Source organism: Spirochaeta cellobiosiphila DSM 17781 (assembly GCF_000426705.1).
GTDB lineage: Bacteria > Spirochaetota > Spirochaetia > DSM-17781 > DSM-17781 > Spirochaeta_E > Spirochaeta_E cellobiosiphila.
This window is the reverse complement of sequence record NZ_AUFW01000018.1, coordinates 56781-72724: the sequence shown is the minus strand read 5'-3', so window position 1 is coordinate 72724 and position 15944 is coordinate 56781. Positions and strand designations below refer to the sequence as shown.

General features: G+C 34.4%; 15 protein-coding genes. 7 read left to right on the top strand and 8 right to left on the bottom strand.

Annotated elements, in window-relative coordinates; translation table 11 throughout:
• Nucleotides 1-8: 8 nt before the first annotated feature.
• Together K345_RS0104125 and K345_RS0104120 are read right to left on the bottom strand one after the other, a co-directional pair.
• The gene (locus tag K345_RS0104125; protein WP_028973105.1) at nucleotides 9-1502 is read right to left on the bottom strand and encodes a sugar ABC transporter ATP-binding protein; all 1494 of its coding nucleotides are present in this window, start codon (nucleotides 1500-1502) and stop codon (nucleotides 9-11) included.
• Between the two features lie 87 nt (nucleotides 1503-1589).
• Nucleotides 1590-2792, bottom strand: a complete 1203-nt coding sequence (locus K345_RS0104120) for a substrate-binding domain-containing protein (protein WP_028973104.1) — start codon at nucleotides 2790-2792, stop codon at nucleotides 1590-1592.
• Between the two features lie 373 nt (nucleotides 2793-3165).
• On the opposite strand from K345_RS0104120, the gene K345_RS19650 reads away from it, so the two are divergent.
• The 7 genes from K345_RS19650 (at nucleotide 3166) to K345_RS0104085 (ending at nucleotide 9168) form a co-directional block, all read left to right on the top strand.
• Nucleotides 3166-3723: a DUF2202 domain-containing protein gene (locus K345_RS19650; protein ID WP_037571230.1), complete on the top strand. Its 558-nt coding sequence runs from the start codon at nucleotides 3166-3168 to the stop codon at nucleotides 3721-3723.
• 45 nt (nucleotides 3724-3768) lie between these two features.
• On the top strand, nucleotides 3769-4950 hold the full coding sequence (locus K345_RS22785; protein WP_245584599.1) for a 4Fe-4S binding protein: 1182 nt from the start codon (nucleotides 3769-3771) through the stop codon (nucleotides 4948-4950).
• 61 nt (nucleotides 4951-5011) lie between these two features.
• On the top strand, nucleotides 5012-5386 hold the full coding sequence (locus tag K345_RS0104105) for a carbonic anhydrase (RefSeq protein WP_028973103.1): 375 nt from the start codon (nucleotides 5012-5014) through the stop codon (nucleotides 5384-5386).
• Between the two features lie 55 nt (nucleotides 5387-5441).
• Nucleotides 5442-6398: an ABC transporter substrate-binding protein gene (locus K345_RS19640; protein ID WP_053228048.1), complete on the top strand. Its 957-nt coding sequence runs from the start codon at nucleotides 5442-5444 to the stop codon at nucleotides 6396-6398.
• Nucleotides 6391-7392 carry a FecCD family ABC transporter permease gene (locus tag K345_RS0104095; protein ID WP_037571228.1) on the top strand — a complete coding sequence of 334 codons (1002 nt, stop codon included), beginning with the start codon at nucleotides 6391-6393 and terminating at the stop codon, nucleotides 7390-7392. Before K345_RS19640 ends, K345_RS0104095 begins: the two co-directional genes overlap by 8 nt.
• Entirely contained in the window at nucleotides 7389-8399 is a 1011-nt protein-coding gene (locus tag K345_RS0104090) for a FecCD family ABC transporter permease (protein WP_028973101.1), read from the top strand. The genes K345_RS0104095 and K345_RS0104090 overlap by 4 nt, the downstream gene beginning before the upstream one ends.
• Nucleotides 8386-9168 carry an ABC transporter ATP-binding protein gene (locus tag K345_RS0104085; protein ID WP_037571227.1) on the top strand — a complete coding sequence of 261 codons (783 nt, stop codon included), beginning with the start codon at nucleotides 8386-8388 and terminating at the stop codon, nucleotides 9166-9168. The genes K345_RS0104090 and K345_RS0104085 overlap by 14 nt, the downstream gene beginning before the upstream one ends.
• Here the strand turns inward: K345_RS0104085 and K345_RS0104080 are convergent.
• Genes K345_RS0104080 through K345_RS0104055 form a run of 6 tightly spaced genes read right to left on the bottom strand, consistent with a single transcriptional unit; the run spans nucleotide 9133 to nucleotide 15905 of the window.
• Nucleotides 9133-10788 (bottom strand): FAD-dependent oxidoreductase, encoded by a 1656-nt coding sequence (locus K345_RS0104080; protein ID WP_028973099.1) that lies wholly within the window; start codon nucleotides 10786-10788, stop codon nucleotides 9133-9135. The two genes, K345_RS0104085 and K345_RS0104080, sit on opposite strands and share 36 nt — an antisense overlap.
• Before the next feature lie 4 nt (nucleotides 10789-10792).
• A complete protein-coding gene (gene arsB / locus K345_RS0104075; protein WP_028973098.1) occupies nucleotides 10793-11839 on the bottom strand; it encodes an ACR3 family arsenite efflux transporter in 1047 nt (348 codons plus the stop codon).
• A 31-nt stretch (nucleotides 11840-11870) separates the two neighbouring features.
• Nucleotides 11871-13049, bottom strand: a complete 1179-nt coding sequence (gene chrA, locus K345_RS0104070) for a chromate efflux transporter (RefSeq protein ID WP_037571225.1) — start codon at nucleotides 13047-13049, stop codon at nucleotides 11871-11873.
• 59 nt (nucleotides 13050-13108) lie between these two features.
• Nucleotides 13109-14278 carry an iron-containing alcohol dehydrogenase gene (locus K345_RS0104065; RefSeq protein ID WP_028973096.1) on the bottom strand — a complete coding sequence of 390 codons (1170 nt, stop codon included), beginning with the start codon at nucleotides 14276-14278 and terminating at the stop codon, nucleotides 13109-13111.
• A 60-nt stretch (nucleotides 14279-14338) separates the two neighbouring features.
• Nucleotides 14339-14998: a DsbA family oxidoreductase gene (locus tag K345_RS19635; RefSeq protein ID WP_053228047.1), complete on the bottom strand. Its 660-nt coding sequence runs from the start codon at nucleotides 14996-14998 to the stop codon at nucleotides 14339-14341.
• Nucleotides 14999-15041: 43 nt separating this feature from the next.
• The gene (locus K345_RS0104055) at nucleotides 15042-15905 is read right to left on the bottom strand and encodes a DMT family transporter (RefSeq protein WP_028973095.1); all 864 of its coding nucleotides are present in this window, start codon (nucleotides 15903-15905) and stop codon (nucleotides 15042-15044) included.
• Between the last annotated feature and the right edge of the window lie 39 nt (nucleotides 15906-15944).

Here is a 15944-nt window from a genome sequence, read left to right as displayed (position 1 = left end):
CAACTCCGTTATAAATATTTAGCTGATAACTTCAGCAACTCTTCCTGGTCAGTTTCTTTTGTATTAACTATCCCAGCTAAACGATGATTCGATATAACAGCAATTCGGTTGGTAATACCTAGAATTTCTGGCATTTCACTTGATACAACTATTACTGTCTTACCTTCTTTGGCCATTTTGATGATGAGCTGGTATATTTCATATTTGGCTCCTACATCAATCCCTCTTGTAGGTTCATCTAAAAGGAACACGTCTGGTTCTCTTTCAATCCATTTTCCGATGATAACCTTTTGCTGATTTCCACCACTAAGGGCACTAATATTCTGATCAACTGAGACACATTTTGTATTCATCAGTTCTACTTCTCGTTCAGCGGCTTCACGTAATTTTTGCTGTGATAAAATACCATGAGTTTTATAGCCGTTTAAGTTGGTTATGGTTGTATTAAATAGAATGGTATCTTTACCAAACATTCCATCTCTTTTTCTTTCTTCCGTAACTAAGGCAAAGTTATAAGACATAGCATCTTTACTATTGTTGAAGCGTAGAGTCTTCCCTTCGAGTATAATTTCTCCTGAAGCTATCGTTCTAATACCAAATAAAGCTTCTAGTAACTCACTTCTTCCAGCTCCAACTAGACCATATAATCCCAGGATCTCTCCTTTTTTGACAGTAAAAGAGATATCTTTTAGATAGGGTTCATATTTGGTACTTAGATTACGTATCTCTAAATAATCTTCTCCTGGTATATTGTCTACCTCTGGAAAACGTTTATCTAAAGATCGACCAACCATGGCCGCGATTAGTTCTGTCATATTTGTTTCATCAGAATGTTTGGTTAGTACCATATTTCCGTCTCTTAATACGGAAATTTCATCACAGATTTTGAATATTTCATCCATCTTGTGAGATATATATACAAAGGAAATTCCTTTCTTTTTCAATGTTTTGATCATTGCGAATAATTTATCAACTTCTGGTTCTGTCAATGATGAACTTGGTTCGTCTAACACTATGATTTTTGCATCATAGGATATGGCTTTGGCTATTTCGACCATTTGCCTTTGTGAAACAGACATGCTTCGCATGACAGTGCCTGGATTTACATTCATCTTCAAGGAGGAAAAGAGTTCGATACTTTCTTCGAGCATTCTAGCTTCATCAATGATACCGAATTTTTTAGGATATCTACCGAGGAATAAGTTATCAGATACAGTTCGATCTAAGCACTGGTTCAGTTCCTGATGAACCATGGCCACGCCGCTCTCTAATGCTTCTTTGGGATCCTTGAAGTTAACCGGTTTATTCTCTAAAAATATCTGCCCCTCATCTTTAGCATAGATACCGAATAAACATTTCATCATTGTCGATTTTCCGGCTCCATTTTCTCCCATAAGTCCCATAACTGAACCTTCTTTTATTTCAAGGTTGATTCCATTAAGAACTCTATTTTTTGCAAAAGATTTAGAGAGATTTTTTATTTCTAGTACGACATCAGTCATAATTCCCCTCTGTTATGATATCAGATTGAACGAAAGCCCATAAAGACATGACGTCTTTAAAGGCTTTCAACCGTTTGAGTTTAGATATTAATAAGCAAGCTTATCTGTATAGTCTCTAGCTGAGTTTGTTTTAACCATATTGATAGCAAAAGCATCAAAGTTATTAAAGTTTGTAAACTTGTCCAGAGTACTAGCTTCGTTTTGACCATCACCTTGTACAATTGTCAAATTGATGTTTAACAATGGTGCATAATATTGAAGTGCTGGTAAGTAAGAAGACGATAAGAAGTTATCTGCAGAGTTATAGATTGTTAATAAAACCCTCTTTTTAGCCGCAGTAGATTGCTTAATTCCAGAATCTCTATTTCCTGCTTGGTATGCAGTCCAGTTATCTGCAGTTACTGCTGTATTAGCAGCCAAAAGAGCTTTGGTATCGGCAATATAGTCCATAGAAGCAGAGATTTGGTTACCATAAGCATCTGGAGTACTAATCCCCTTTGTATAAACATCAGAACCTGTTAAACCATCAAGAAGGTTTCTCAATACTTGAAGAGTTCCTGCTGCTTGTGCATCAACGTTTTGTGACACTGTACCAGTCATTTTACCAGCACCAATGGCCTCAATAGCATCAGCATTGGCATCATAACCAAAGATAGGAACACCAGTAGGGTAGTTAGAAGCTTGAAGACAACCCATTGCCATTCCGTCATTATTAGAAATAACCAAGTCAATTTGCTTGTCAAATTTAGTTGCCCATCCACCCATGGCTTCTGTAGCTGCATTTGCATTCCATGTTGAACCATCTGTTCCTGTCATAGCTTTACCTTCAAGTTCAACGACTTTATAAGTTTTACCACCAATAACAACAGAACCTTGCTTGTGAGAAGCAGGATCAGAAGAACCAGTCCATGTTCCTAAAGCTTTTCTAGCCCCTTCAGTTCTCGCTTTTGAATCATTGTGTCCAACATCACCAATACAAAGAACATAGCCGATAACACCATCACCATTTCTGTCTATAGATGCAGGGGCAGTGGCTAAATAATCAGTGATCATTTTTCCTTGAACATCTCCACCTCCAGCAGCATCAAAACCTACATAGTAAGTTCTTTCATTCCAATTCATGGCCTCCATATCTATGGATCCAGTAGTTGGATCAGATGGCTGTCTGTTAAAAAAGATCAATGGCTTGTCTTTGTTTAGAATAACATTCCCTGCTTCCTGGGTACCATTTGCGAATGATAAACCAGTAAGAACAGCGAAAACCAAAAGGGAAGAAACTATTCTTTTCATCTAATAACTCCTATAAAATGAAATATTAATGTGTTGATAATTCTCCCATGGAAATTTGAAACCGAGTATAGGAAATATTTTAGATCTTCCTTGAATATTTTTGTTTTACTAGTGATTTTTTGCGTTTATTTAATAAAAAAATATTTAGTACATACAATAATGAGCTGTGATGAAGCTAATAGATTGTCTGATTTGTGTTTTTAAAAGTTCTATTTTATTGAGCTCATAATAATCTTAGAGTTCACGAAATAAGATCGTTATAGTCAGAAAAGGATAATCTTGTAGGCCAACTAATATTGGTTTAGCCTAATGCAAATAATCACTGGAATAATTCAAGATAATAAATATGCTTTAGGGGAAGAGGTAATTCTTAATGAAAACATACCTGATTATTTTTTTCCTATTTTTTGCTTTTGATGTTTATTCCCAAAGCCTAAACTCTAGTGAGAAAGAAGGACTTCTACTCATGAGAGAAGAAGAAAAATTGGCTAGAGATGTTTATTCCAAATTATTCGATATCTGGAATGTAAAGATATTTGAGAATATATCCCGTTCAGAACAAAACCATATGAATAGAGTAAAAGAATTACTGATAAAATATACTATTCCTGATCCTATTGATATTGATAGCCCAGGAATTTTTAAGAACTCAAAACTTCAAGCTACTTATGATAGTTTTGTATTAAAAGGACAGGAAAGCTTGTATTCTGCTTTTACCATAGGGGCAATGGTTGAAGACTTGGATATTTATGATTTAGAAAAACTGATGCAAGAGACTAGGAATAAAGACCTTTTGCAAACTTATACTAATTTAAGAGATGGATCTATTAATCATATTAAATCATTCAATAAACAGATCCTTAGTCAGGGAGAGGCTTATACCGCTCATTATATTAGTCAAAATTATTTAATAATGATCTTGGGACATTAAAATGAAGGTGAGAAGAGCAGTTCAAATCATTTTTTTTTATCGATATTGCTGATATCTATCTCTCATACATTAGAAGAACAAGGGATCGAGTTTTTACCCTCTGCCTCAATACATGCGTTATGTCCCTTTGGTGGTGTTGTCTCAATATATGAATATTTCGTCTCGGGACGATATGTAAAAAAAGTCCATGAATCTTCCTTTATTCTAATGTTTATTGTTCTAGGTTTAGCTTTGTTGGTTGGACCTGTGTTTTGTGGATGGATATGTCCCTTTGGTTCATTTCAAGAAGCTTTTAGTATAGTAGGGAAGAAAATATTTAAGAAGAAGTATAATACTTTTATTCCCTATAAATATGATAGTATTCTTAGATTCTCAAGGTATGGGTTCCTTATTGTGGTATTAATAAAAACTGCACAGTCTGCTCAGTTAGTTTTTCAAAACATTGATCCCTATTATGCATTCTTTAATATTTGGACAGATGAAGTGGCTTTATCTGCCTACTTGGTATTAGCTGTCATTCTTTTAGGGGCTTTGTTTATTGAAAGACCATTTTGCAAATATATGTGTCCCTATGGTGCTTTGTTAGGTTTATCTAATTTGATTAAGCCCTTTAAAGTAAGAAGGAGTGCAGAATCCTGTATACATTGTAAGAAATGTAATAAAGCTTGTCCAATGAATATTCCTCTATCAACATCTAATGGTATAAGTAATCATCAATGTATTGTCTGTTACCAATGTACTTCAGAAGCAGTCTGTCCTGTTGAAGATACGATGATTATTGCTAATAGACAGAGATTTTCATTAACTATTATAAAGAATGCGTTTCTTACCATGTTTCTTTTTATTATTGGTATTGGTGGATCAATGGCTTTTAATTTATGGAATACGGAATCAAAAAAAATACCTGCAAAAATATTAGTAGAAGGGGATAAAGAGGTTCCTAATCCTGCTGATATTAGAGGTTCTTATACATTAAAAGATATAGAGGATAGTTTTAAAATCCCCGTTTCTATACTGGCTACTGCTTTTAGTTTGGATAATAATCCAGATTTTAAAGTTAAAGATTTAGAAAAAATGAATTGGAATGTGGAGTATGGAGAAATTGGTACTGACTCCGTACGATTATTTGTTTCCGAATATTTAGATATCCCCTATACCCCAAAAGAAGACACATTATTACCTAATAAAGCAAGGGACCTCTTATATAAATATAAACTTGACCAATAATGACTTAATGTTACGTTTATAGACCATTTTCTTCATTTATCATTCACAATACTATAGAATTATGAAATTCGGCACAGCAATCAATTGTATGGATGGTCGTGTACAAACCCCTATCATTGATTATATCAAGACTCATTTTCAAAAAGATGTGGTAGATATGATTACAGAACCTGGACCAATTAAAGTAATAAGCGAAAATAAGGATAAGAAGCTTATTGCATCTATCAAGAAACGTTTAGAGATATCTGTTTACAATCATGGTTCAGACCTCATCGCTGTTGTTGGGCATTTCGATTGTGCAGGAAATCCCAGTGATGAGTTTCAGCAAAAACAACAGATAAAGCAGTCTATTACAGTTATTAGGAGCTGGGGATACAAAGCTTCTCTTATTGGTTTATGGGTAAATCGAGAGTGGGAAGTGAAATCTGTTAATTGACATTAATTATCGACTCTGATAGGTTTGCATTAACCTTATTATGAGAGTATGAGTAATGTATATTTTTTTTAAAAAGGGAGTGTTATCCCTTTTGTTCCTGATATTTGCTCTAAGTGTGTTTGGCAATGGTACTTCTGAAAAACAAAGCGATGAAGGAACAAGAACTAGAACTATATCCACTGATCTAGGTAATGTTGATGTTCCCATACATCCTGAAAGAGTTGTTGTTCTTGATGCTATGGATAATGTATTAGCTTTAGGTATAAAACCTGTTGGAGCTTCCAATTGGATGGGATCTGCTTCAGGTGAAAAGGCAGGTTTTCCTACTTATCTAGCAAATGAAGATTTGAGTGATGTTACTTGGTTAGGTGATAATAAACAACCAAATCTTGAAATGATTATGTCATTACATCCGGATATTATACTTGGTCGAATGAATAGACATGAAGGAATATATGATACTTTAAGTGCTATAGCTCCTACTGTATTAGTTGACCAGAAGGCTTTAGGTGGTTGGAAAGGGCAATTTTTAGCTTATGGTGAGGCTCTTAATAAAAGTGCTGAAGCAAAAGAACTTTTAATACAATACGACAAGCGAACCACTAATATTGCTCAAAAAATAAAAGGTCTAAATAGGATTCCCACTGTATCTGTAGTTCGTTTTGATCCTAATAGAATAGTGATCTATGAGAAGAAAATATTTGCTGGAAGTGTACTTAATGATGCAGGAATTCTTCGACCTGAATACCAAGATAAAGATAGGAAGAGTGAAGCTATATCTGCTGAACAAATCGATCTTGTTGATGGTGACATCTTAATTACTATTCAAGCGAACCAAAACACGTCTATTTTATCCAAACTGAAAGATAATCCTTTATGGAGCAATCTAGAAGCAGTAAAAAAGGATAAGGTATATAATGTATCTTTTGATATTTGGATTGGAGGATGGACGATTACAGGAGCCAATCTAATTCTGGATGATATTGAATCCTTGTTATCTATAAATGATTAAGAATAGAAAAAATACTTTATTCTTTTTTGTGATTCTGTTATTTCTTCTTTCCCTATGTTGTTTGGTTATTGGTTCAGTATCTTTATCCTGGAAGGATGTGTATGAGAGTCTGGTTTCTTATGACTCTCAATCTAATCATCAAGTTATACTAAGAACAATTAGAGCCCCAAGAGTTCTTAGTGCTTTACTAGTGGGAGCAGCTTTAGGAATAGCTGGATCCATCATTCAAGCTCTTACTAGAAACCCTTTGGCCGATCCTGGTTTATTAGGCGTAAATATGGGTTCTTCATTGGGAATTGTGATAGGGATTTATTATTTCAGTATCACTAATCTTAACTATTACATTTATATAGCTTTTCTTGGTGCTTTATTTGCTGGTTGTTCTATTCTTTTGCTGGGAAGTTTAGGGCAAGAGTATTCAGGAAGGAATCGTATACTTAATACGACAATCGCTGGTGCTATAGTAAAGTCCTTACTTTCCTCTCTAACGACTGCTTTTCTCATTTTGAATCAAAGAACATATGAAGAAGTTAGATTTTGGTTGGCAGGTTCTTTAGGAGGACGGGATATGAGTATGATAGGACAATTGCTCCCTTTTATCCTTATTGGATTATTTCTTGCCCTGTTGATAACACCCCAACTAACAACATTATCATTGGGAGATTCCGTTGCTAAATCGGTAGGACAAAATACATTACTTATTCAAATCTATGCTTTTGTTGCTGTCATTATTTTGTCCAGTGTTTCCGTTGCCTTAGCTGGTCCCATTGGTTTTGTCGGTTTAGTAATACCTCATGTTGTGAGATTCTTTGTAGGTCATGATTACAAATGGGTTGTTCCTTATTCAGCTATAGTCGGAGCAGGATTCCTCCTTTTTTGCGATTTATTAAGCCGTACCATTCTTAGACCCATTGAATTGCCTGTTGGTGTTGTCACAGCTCTTATTGGAGGGCCTATTTTTATTTTTCTTATCCAAAAGAAGGTGAGTGAATGAGAATAAGAAAAAGCTCTTTCTGGTTGATAAGCTGTGGTTTGCTGTTACTTGTAGTTTCCCTATTTTATATCAGCATTGGGGAGTACTCCATATCTATCAATCAAGTTATTAAGAGTATTATGACTCCCGGAAGTTCTACTCCAGACATAAATATGGTAATTAGAATACTTAGGTTGCCCCGATTATTATCTTCTTTGTTTGTTGGCTGCGCACTGGGTGTTTCTGGGGCTATCCTTCAAAGCATATCTCTTAATCCTTTGGCTTCTCCTGGTATCCTGGGTATTAATTCTGGTGCTGGTTTAGCAGCTGTTGGAATTACTATTTTAGGGGCCTCCCATTCATTTCTTGTAATGCTACCTTTATTTTCCTTTTTAGGAGCCTTGATCAGTGTATCTGTCATTTATTTATTAACTAATCACTTCCATGATAGTTCTTTTAAAATGATTCTCATTGGGATTGCTATCTCTTCTATCACTAGTGCGGGTATTACATTATGTCTTACTTTTGGCGAAATACAAAATGCTCAACAGGCATTAACTTGGTTGAGTGGTAGTGTCTATGGTCGAAAGTGGTTACATGTATATATATTGGCTATACCCATCATAATACTGTTTATAATGACCTTGTTATTAGCTCACGAAGCAGATGTCCTATCATTAGGAAATGATATTGCTATGTCGGTTGGCAGTTCAACTAAGCTTTTCCGCAGTATACTTTTAATAATCGCCATTGGATTAGCATCTGTTGCAGTTTCTATTTGTGGGCCAATCGGGTTTATTGGATTAGCATCACCTCACATAAGTCGTAAAATGGTTGGAATAAAACATTTTTCATTATTAATGATGTCAGGATTAACAGGTGCTTTGTTAGTCGTTATTTCAGATCTCTTGGGAAAAATAATCTTTTCCCCAATTGAAATGCCTGTTGGTGTCATAACTGCGTTCATTGGGGCTCCTTATTTTATTATCTTACTAACTAAAAAGAGGCAATATAATGTTAACAGCTGAATCATTAACTTTAGGATATGAAAATAATACTATTATTGAATCCTTAAATCTTAATATTACTAAGGGATCTTTTACTGTCTTAGTTGGTTCTAATGGCTGTGGTAAATCAACACTATTAAAGGGTTTATCTCATTTAATCAGAGCAAGTAAAGGAAGCGTACTTCTTTTTAACGAAGAGATGGAAGGTTTATCACGAAAGACTATTGCCAGACAATTAGGGATTCTTCCTCAAAATCCTCAGACACCTGAGGGGCTTACAGTCGAGGAGTTAGTTCGACAAGGCAGATATGCACACCATGGCTTTTTCCCAAAATGGAACGAAGGTGATAGGAAGACTGTGAGGGAGGCCCTATCAATTTGTGATCTCAATGATATTAAACATTGTAATATTAATAATCTGTCAGGTGGACAAAAACAGCGTGCATGGATAGCCATGGCACTCGCACAAGAGAGTGAAATTCTTATGATGGATGAACCTACAAGTGCATTGGATTTAAAATACCAAATAGAAATATTAGATCTATTAAAGAAGCTTAATAGAGATGGTCGTACAATAATATTGGTTTTGCATGATATAAATATGGCTTGTCGATATGCTAACCATATCATAGCAATGAAGGAAGGACGAATCATAAAGGTAGGCCATCCTAAAGACGTTGTTGATCACCTCTTTATACAGGAAGTCTTTAGTCTTAAGGCTCATATTATAGATGATCCAATAACCAATACTCCTTTAATCATTCCTGTTGGATCTGTATTTAGAATATAAACTATAGTTTTTATAGCCACCAGACAGATTATATACTTTATCAAATCCATTATTGATTAGTATGTTTTGAGCAGCGTTTCCTGTCACACCTTTATTACAATGGGTTATAATTTCTTTTTTTGGATTCAAGCTTGTAAGTTGTGACCGTAATTTAGCTAATGGAATATTGATAGCTTGGGAAATATGTCCTTTTTCATAGTCCTTAGGAGATCTCACATCTATTATTAGATATTCCTCTTCATGTCCTATAAGTGTACTTGGTGTTATTATTTTTCGATAATCATAAATGGCATTAGCTAATATCATACCAGTATAGTGGACAGGATCTTTGGTTGTAGAATAGGGTGGTGCATAAGATAGATCCAAATGAAATAGGTCCTCTACTTTTGCTTTGAAAGATATGGCAGTAGCAAATACATCTAGTCTTTTATCGACTCCTCTTTCTCCTATTAGTTGTGCTCCTAAGAGACGCCCTGTCTTTCGATCAGCTACTCCTTTTATTATCATTTCCCGTGATTCTGGCAGGTACTTACTTTGGTTTTCCTTGATATTATGGATAATTTCCACATCATATCCAAAATCTCGTGCTAGCTTTTCTGAATATCCTGTAAATCCAATAGTTAGTTCTTTGAATTGCATGATTCCCGTTCCTAAAACTCCTCTGAAATTTAGGGGATACTGTGCATATAATAAACCTGTACTTATTCTTCCCATTTTATTAGCTGTAGAACCCATAGGTCGGTATAATGCCTGATGATCAATGGATGACCAAATTTCTGTACAATCTCCTATTGCCTTTATGCTTTTATGGGAGGTATTCATATTATCATCAACTAGTATGGCACCTGTTTTACCGAGTTTTATTCCAATAGCATTAGCTAAAGATACTTCCGGAGTGATTCCCACTGCTATAACCACTAAATCAGCTGGAAGGATTCGATTATTGGATAAAGTTACTTTGTTTTTATCTATTCGAGTAACTTTTGAGTCAAGGTGATAAGAAATCCCTTTCTTTGTAAGATAATCTTCCAACCAAATACTCATGTCATCATCAAGGGGGGGCATTAATTGCTTACCTGCTTCAATGACAGAAGTCCGTATGCCCTTTTGTAAAAGATTATCTAAGATTTCAATACCTATAAAACCTGCTCCCATGATCAAAGCGTTTTCAATATTATGATTAGATAAATATTTTTGGAGTTTGATCGTATCGTCCATATTTTTAATGGTAAAAACGTGAGATAAAGCTAGTCCTTCTATTGGTGGTAGAGAAGCTTTGCTCCCAGTAGCTAATATCAATGTGTCATAGTAATCTGTAAATATTTGACTTGTTTGTAAATCTTTAACTTGGATTGATTTATTGTCTGGAGTAATTTCCAAAACTTCATGATTAATTTTTATATTAATATTGTAACGTTCTAAAAACCATTGAGGATCTCGTGGGGTTAGGTTTTGTAAATTTACATCTTCCCTACCTATTAGGTAAGGCATTCCACAAGTAGAGTAGGATATATATTGACCTGATTCATAGATAACAATGTCTTCAGTTTCACTAGTTCTTCTTAATTTTGCAGCTGCCGATGTACCTGCAGCTACACCTCCAATTATAATGGTTTTCACTTAATTATAGCTCCTTAGTTTGCCAGGATAATTTTGATTTATTCATAATAGCGACAAGACTAAGCATTATTGGAACTTCTACTAAAACACCTACCACTGTAGCTAAGGCAGCACCAGAAGCTATCCCAAAGAGACTAATACTAACCGCTACAGCCAATTCAAAAAAATTTGAAGCACCTATCATACAAGACGGTGCGGCAATATTGTATGGTAAACGAGCAAAACGTGAGACAATGAATCCTAAGAAAAAAATAAAATACGTTTGAAAAATGAGAGGTACAGCTATGAGAATAATGGCTAAAGGATAGGAAAGTATTTTATCGCCTTGAAAAGAAAAAATAATTATTAAAGTAAGCAACAGACCCAATTCTGTAATGCCATCAAATTTTTTGGTAAAAACATTGTTGAACCAATCTAAGCCTTTTGTTTTTATTAATATAGATCTAGAAAGCATACCCGCCACTAAGGGGATTAGTACAAATAGCACTACTGATAAGGAAAGGGTCATCAAAGGTACTTGCACATTTGATACTCCTAAAAGCAATGCTACGATGGGTGCAAAAGCAAACAGTATAATCAAATCATTGATAGCTACCTGTACAACTGTATAACTAGGATTCCCTTCAGATAGATAACTCCAAACAAATACCATGGCTGTACAGGGGGCAGCCCCTAATAAAACAGCACCAGCAATATATTCTGTACTTAAATTATCTGGAATCCAAGCTTTAAATATTATCTTCAAAAATAACCAGGCAATAGCATACATTGTGAAAGGTTTGATAAGCCAGTTTATGATAAGTGTTATAACCAATCCTTTTGGCTTTTTACCAGCAGATAGAATACTTTTAAAGTCTACTTTTAACATCATTGGATATATCATTAGCCATATAAGTATGGCCACTGGTAAAGATACATTAGCTATCTCAAAATATTGTAATGACTTGGGAACTATAGGTAAAAAATGACCAATTGCAACACCAAGTATAATACACATTAATACCCATATGGATAAATATTTTGCAAAGAAACCAATTTTCCCTTTGCTCATAAGGACTCCTTGTCGTTGAATATGGTAAAAATCATATAATTATACCTACTATTAATACAAGTAGGACAATTAAAGGGGCAGGAAATTTTATTACTGTAAGCAATAAGACTGTTACAGCTGTTATTAACAAATTGGGAATGGTAAAATCATTATCATATAGTAGTCTGATTGCTGATGAGGCTAATAATCCTCCTGCTGAGGATCTAATTCCATATAGAGATGACTTAATATACTTGTTATCTCGTATTTCTTCCCATATTGGATAAATAAAATAGATCAACAATGTTCCAGGTAAAAATATACTGATTCCTGCTAGTACTCCACTAAGTATTTGATTCAAACTATTATAAGAGGTGGAAATAAATACTCCGACAAAAGCTGCAAAACTGAACATTGGGCCAGGTAAACCTTGTACGAGACCATACCCTGTTAAAAATTGATCTATAGTTATCCAGCTTTTTATATCTACCATCTCTGTTAACATCACTGGTATAACAACCTGTCCTCCTCCAAAGACTAAGTAACCATAGCGATAGAATGTTTCAAATATCGTTAGGAAAATAGGATATTGTCCATGACTGATAAAGAAAGCTGATAGAGCTAATAGAATAAAAATAATTATATAAGGCCAATGAAAGACATAATTTTTCTTTATCGGTTTTTGAATTGTTTTATTTTGGTAAAATATAACTGTTATTAACCCTCCGATTACTAATAATAAAGGAATCAACCAAGGACTCTTTATAAGCAGGTAAGCACAACCAGATAGTAAGAATATTAGAAAGGTTAATTTATTTATTATGACTTTTTTACCTAATTTAATACTGGCTAATATTATAAATCCAATAGCCATTGCCCCAAGAAGTTTAGTACTTTCAGTTATCGATGTTATTGATATGTAATAATGGATATAAAGAAAAGCTAATAATGTCATTATAGTAATTGCTGGAATAGTCCAAATCAATAATGTAAGGAGTCCCAAAAGAGGACCCCCTAATTTATATCCTATAGCTGTAATTGTTTGAGTACTTGTTGGACCAGGAAGTATGCTACATAAAGCTAATAGATCAAGAACTTCTTCTTCTTTAAGATATCCTTTTTTTATGGATAAATTATTAATAAAGACACTTATGTGGACTTCTGGTCCGCCAAATGCGGACAAAGAACATAGCAAAACATCAACTAAAAAACTTAAGTACCTAACCTTCATATGAAAGAAAGTGTAACCTATATTGCTTAACTAATTAGTTAGAAATAGGTTAAAACTCTTTATTGAGCCAAACATAGGATTTCATAAATGGCGTGTGAATCTAAACTGACAAAATTCCCTATTTTTTTTGTATTATTGCTAGTGCATTTATCCGCCATTTCTTGAAGTCTATCATCTTTTATATTTAGATCTATGAGTCTTGTTCCAAGTCCTATAGAATGGTAAAATTCCTCCAATCGTCTTATACCTTCACAGGCAGTACCTTCAAGATCAAACATGTCAAGATTAACATCCCAAACACGGGAAGCCCATTGAACAAAACGATTAATATCATGTTTCATCGTGTACTTCATCCATGCTGGAAATACAACAGCTAAACCAGCCCCATGGGTCACATCATATATTCCACTAATTTCATGCTCTATATCATGGGAAGCCCAATCTCCAACACGACCTGTATTTAACAAATTATTATGTGCAATAGTTCCTGCCCACATGAACTGTGACCATGCGTCATAATCATTGGAGTTCTTCAATAATTTAGGTACAGTATTTTTAATGGTAATCATTGTACTTTCAAGTAAACGATCTATAAAGGAAACATGTGTTGTATTTGTAAAGTACCGTTCCATAAGATGTGCCATAATGTCAGTGGCGCCACAGGCTACTTGGTACTTGGGTAAACTATAGGCTAGCTCAGGATTAAGTATAGAAAATTGGGGATAAAGAAGTTCAGAATTAACCGCTCTTTTTAAATCACCTTCTTCTTTAGTGATTACTGTGCCAGTACTTGATTCACTTCCCGCAGCAGGTATCGTTAGTATAGTTCCTATGGGTAAAGCCTTTTTAGGTTGACTAGTTCCCATATAAAAATCCCAAACATCACCAGAGTATAATACTCCCATTGCGATAGCCTTTGCAGAATCAATGACACTTCCCCCGCCTAATGCGAGGATAAAATCAATCTTTCTTTCTTTACATATGCTAATGCCTTCATGTACCAGTGACAATCGAGGATTTGGTTTAACTCCTCCCAATTCAGTATAATTAACATTAGCCTTATCTAGTGAACTCTTTATTTTATCTAGTAAACCAGATTGTTTAACAAAAGAACTTCCATAATGTAAAAGAATATTCTTACTATATTTAGCAGTATATGAGCCTGCCTGATTATGTGTATCTTTACCAAAAATAATCCTTGTTGGATTATAGTATTCAAAATTATTCATTCCCTTTCTCCTTATATCAGAGTAAAGGGAAGAATGGATATACGCAACAAAATTGTTATGTCAAAATAACTTTAATTTAGGTAGCTTACTAGAGCTTCCGGCTTTTTTTAACGTTTCAGTAAATACTTCTAACGGTTGAGCACCTGATATAGTATAACTGTCATCAATTATAAAATATGGGACTCCTCCAATGTGATGAGTTTGGGCCAGATATTCGTCTTCTCTAACTTCTTTAGCATATCTGTCTGTTTCTAATACAAGTCTTACCTGATCTTCCTCTAATCCTACTTTTTTTGCTAGAGTGATTAGAATGTCATGATCGGATATTAAACTACCCTTAGTAAAATAATGATTCATTAGAAGTTCTATTAGTTCTTTGTCTTTCCCTTGAGATTTCGCTAAATGGCACAGCCGATGAGCATCAAATGTATTCGTATATTTCATATTATCAAAATCGTAATTTAGTCCTTCTTCTCGGGCCATATTACCTACCTGTTCATTTGAAGACTTTGCTTGTTCCTCTGACATTCCATATTTTCTAGCTAATGCTTGATGTATATTCTCTGTTGATATTTTTGGAGATTGGGGGCTCAATTCAAAAGAATGGTATTCAATCTCAACATCCTCATCTAATTTAGTATTTTCAAGTGCTTTTTCCAGTCTTCTCTTGCCTATGTAGCAAAAGGGACATACATGATCTGACCATATATCAATTTTCATTAGTAATCCTCATAAGTAATTATACTAGTTGAAGATAATAAGCCTAAGTAAGGGAGTCAACTTTTTTCCCAGTAATTGTATCCACAATAAGACCAATGATAACTAGTGCTATCCCTACTAAATGAATAAATGATAGGCTTGATCTTATGTAAAAATCTATAACGACTCCCAAGAGTAATTGACCTAAATTAATCGATAAAATCATTTGAACAGGTTTCATCATTCTCATAAGCATAGTTTGACCAGCATTTATTAATACACCAATAACACCTCCCCCTATTAAGAGGTAAAAAGGTACCTGATAAAGTATCGGTTTTATATTATTTATATGAAACAACTCAGAATTCGTGATTCCAATAATAGAGCTTATTCCTATTAGTCCGCTTAGGTACAATCGCTGTAACATTTTATTTTGCCCATAATATTCTCCTACTTTTGTGTTCATGTATATTTGAAACATAAGTGCAGCTCCACAAGTCCACGCCACCATAATCCACACGATATTTATGTGCGCTGATAGAGCAATAATCAAAGACCCAACAACAATAAAGAGCATTCCGAATAGGGCATTCTTTCTATGAGGACTGAGTATTGTAGCTACTAAAGTTTGTCCTGCTAGCATCCCTGTTAAAGCTAGTACAACACCTCCTTTAAGGAATACAATATTATTTAGATAAACGATTCCTAAACCTAATACTCCTGATAAGTTATAAATAAGAGGGGGTTTTTTTTCTAATTTTTTATAAGGCTTAATGAAAGGATTCCCAATAAAACTTGTGATATATCCAGAAAGGTAAATAAATAGGAGAGATATCATTGGATTAGTAAGGGATTGTAATTGACCATTGATGGCGACCATTACAGAAATAAACCCACCTACTAAAGTGGCAACGATAATAAATTTCATTAATAGAGCTCCTTGAGCCGTCCAATTTATAATAACTAT

What these genes read in the sequence shown, in the direction of transcription:
- chrA (WP_037571225.1), bottom strand. Translation starts at nt 13,049, where the DNA reads ATGAAGGTTAGGTACTTAAGTTTTTTAGTTGATGTTTTGCTATGTTCT.
- K345_RS0104095 (WP_037571228.1), top strand. Translation starts at nt 6,391, where the DNA reads ATGATTAAGAATAGAAAAAATACTTTATTCTTTTTTGTGATTCTGTTA.
- K345_RS0104065 (WP_028973096.1), bottom strand. Translation starts at nt 14,278, where the DNA reads ATGAATAATTTTGAATACTATAATCCAACAAGGATTATTTTTGGTAAA.
- K345_RS0104085 (WP_037571227.1), top strand. Translation starts at nt 8,386, where the DNA reads ATGTTAACAGCTGAATCATTAACTTTAGGATATGAAAATAATACTATT.
- K345_RS0104090 (WP_028973101.1), top strand. Translation starts at nt 7,389, where the DNA reads ATGAGAATAAGAAAAAGCTCTTTCTGGTTGATAAGCTGTGGTTTGCTG.
- arsB (WP_028973098.1), bottom strand. Translation starts at nt 11,839, where the DNA reads ATGAGCAAAGGGAAAATTGGTTTCTTTGCAAAATATTTATCCATATGG.
- K345_RS0104120 (WP_028973104.1), bottom strand. Translation starts at nt 2,792, where the DNA reads ATGAAAAGAATAGTTTCTTCCCTTTTGGTTTTCGCTGTTCTTACTGGT.
- K345_RS0104105 (WP_028973103.1), top strand. Translation starts at nt 5,012, where the DNA reads ATGAAATTCGGCACAGCAATCAATTGTATGGATGGTCGTGTACAAACC.
- K345_RS19635 (WP_053228047.1), bottom strand. Translation starts at nt 14,998, where the DNA reads ATGAAAATTGATATATGGTCAGATCATGTATGTCCCTTTTGCTACATA.
- K345_RS19650 (WP_037571230.1), top strand. Translation starts at nt 3,166, where the DNA reads ATGAAAACATACCTGATTATTTTTTTCCTATTTTTTGCTTTTGATGTT.
- K345_RS0104125 (WP_028973105.1), bottom strand. Translation starts at nt 1,502, where the DNA reads ATGACTGATGTCGTACTAGAAATAAAAAATCTCTCTAAATCTTTTGCA.
- K345_RS0104055 (WP_028973095.1), bottom strand. Translation starts at nt 15,905, where the DNA reads ATGAAATTTATTATCGTTGCCACTTTAGTAGGTGGGTTTATTTCTGTA.
- K345_RS19640 (WP_053228048.1), top strand. Translation starts at nt 5,442, where the DNA reads ATGTATATTTTTTTTAAAAAGGGAGTGTTATCCCTTTTGTTCCTGATA.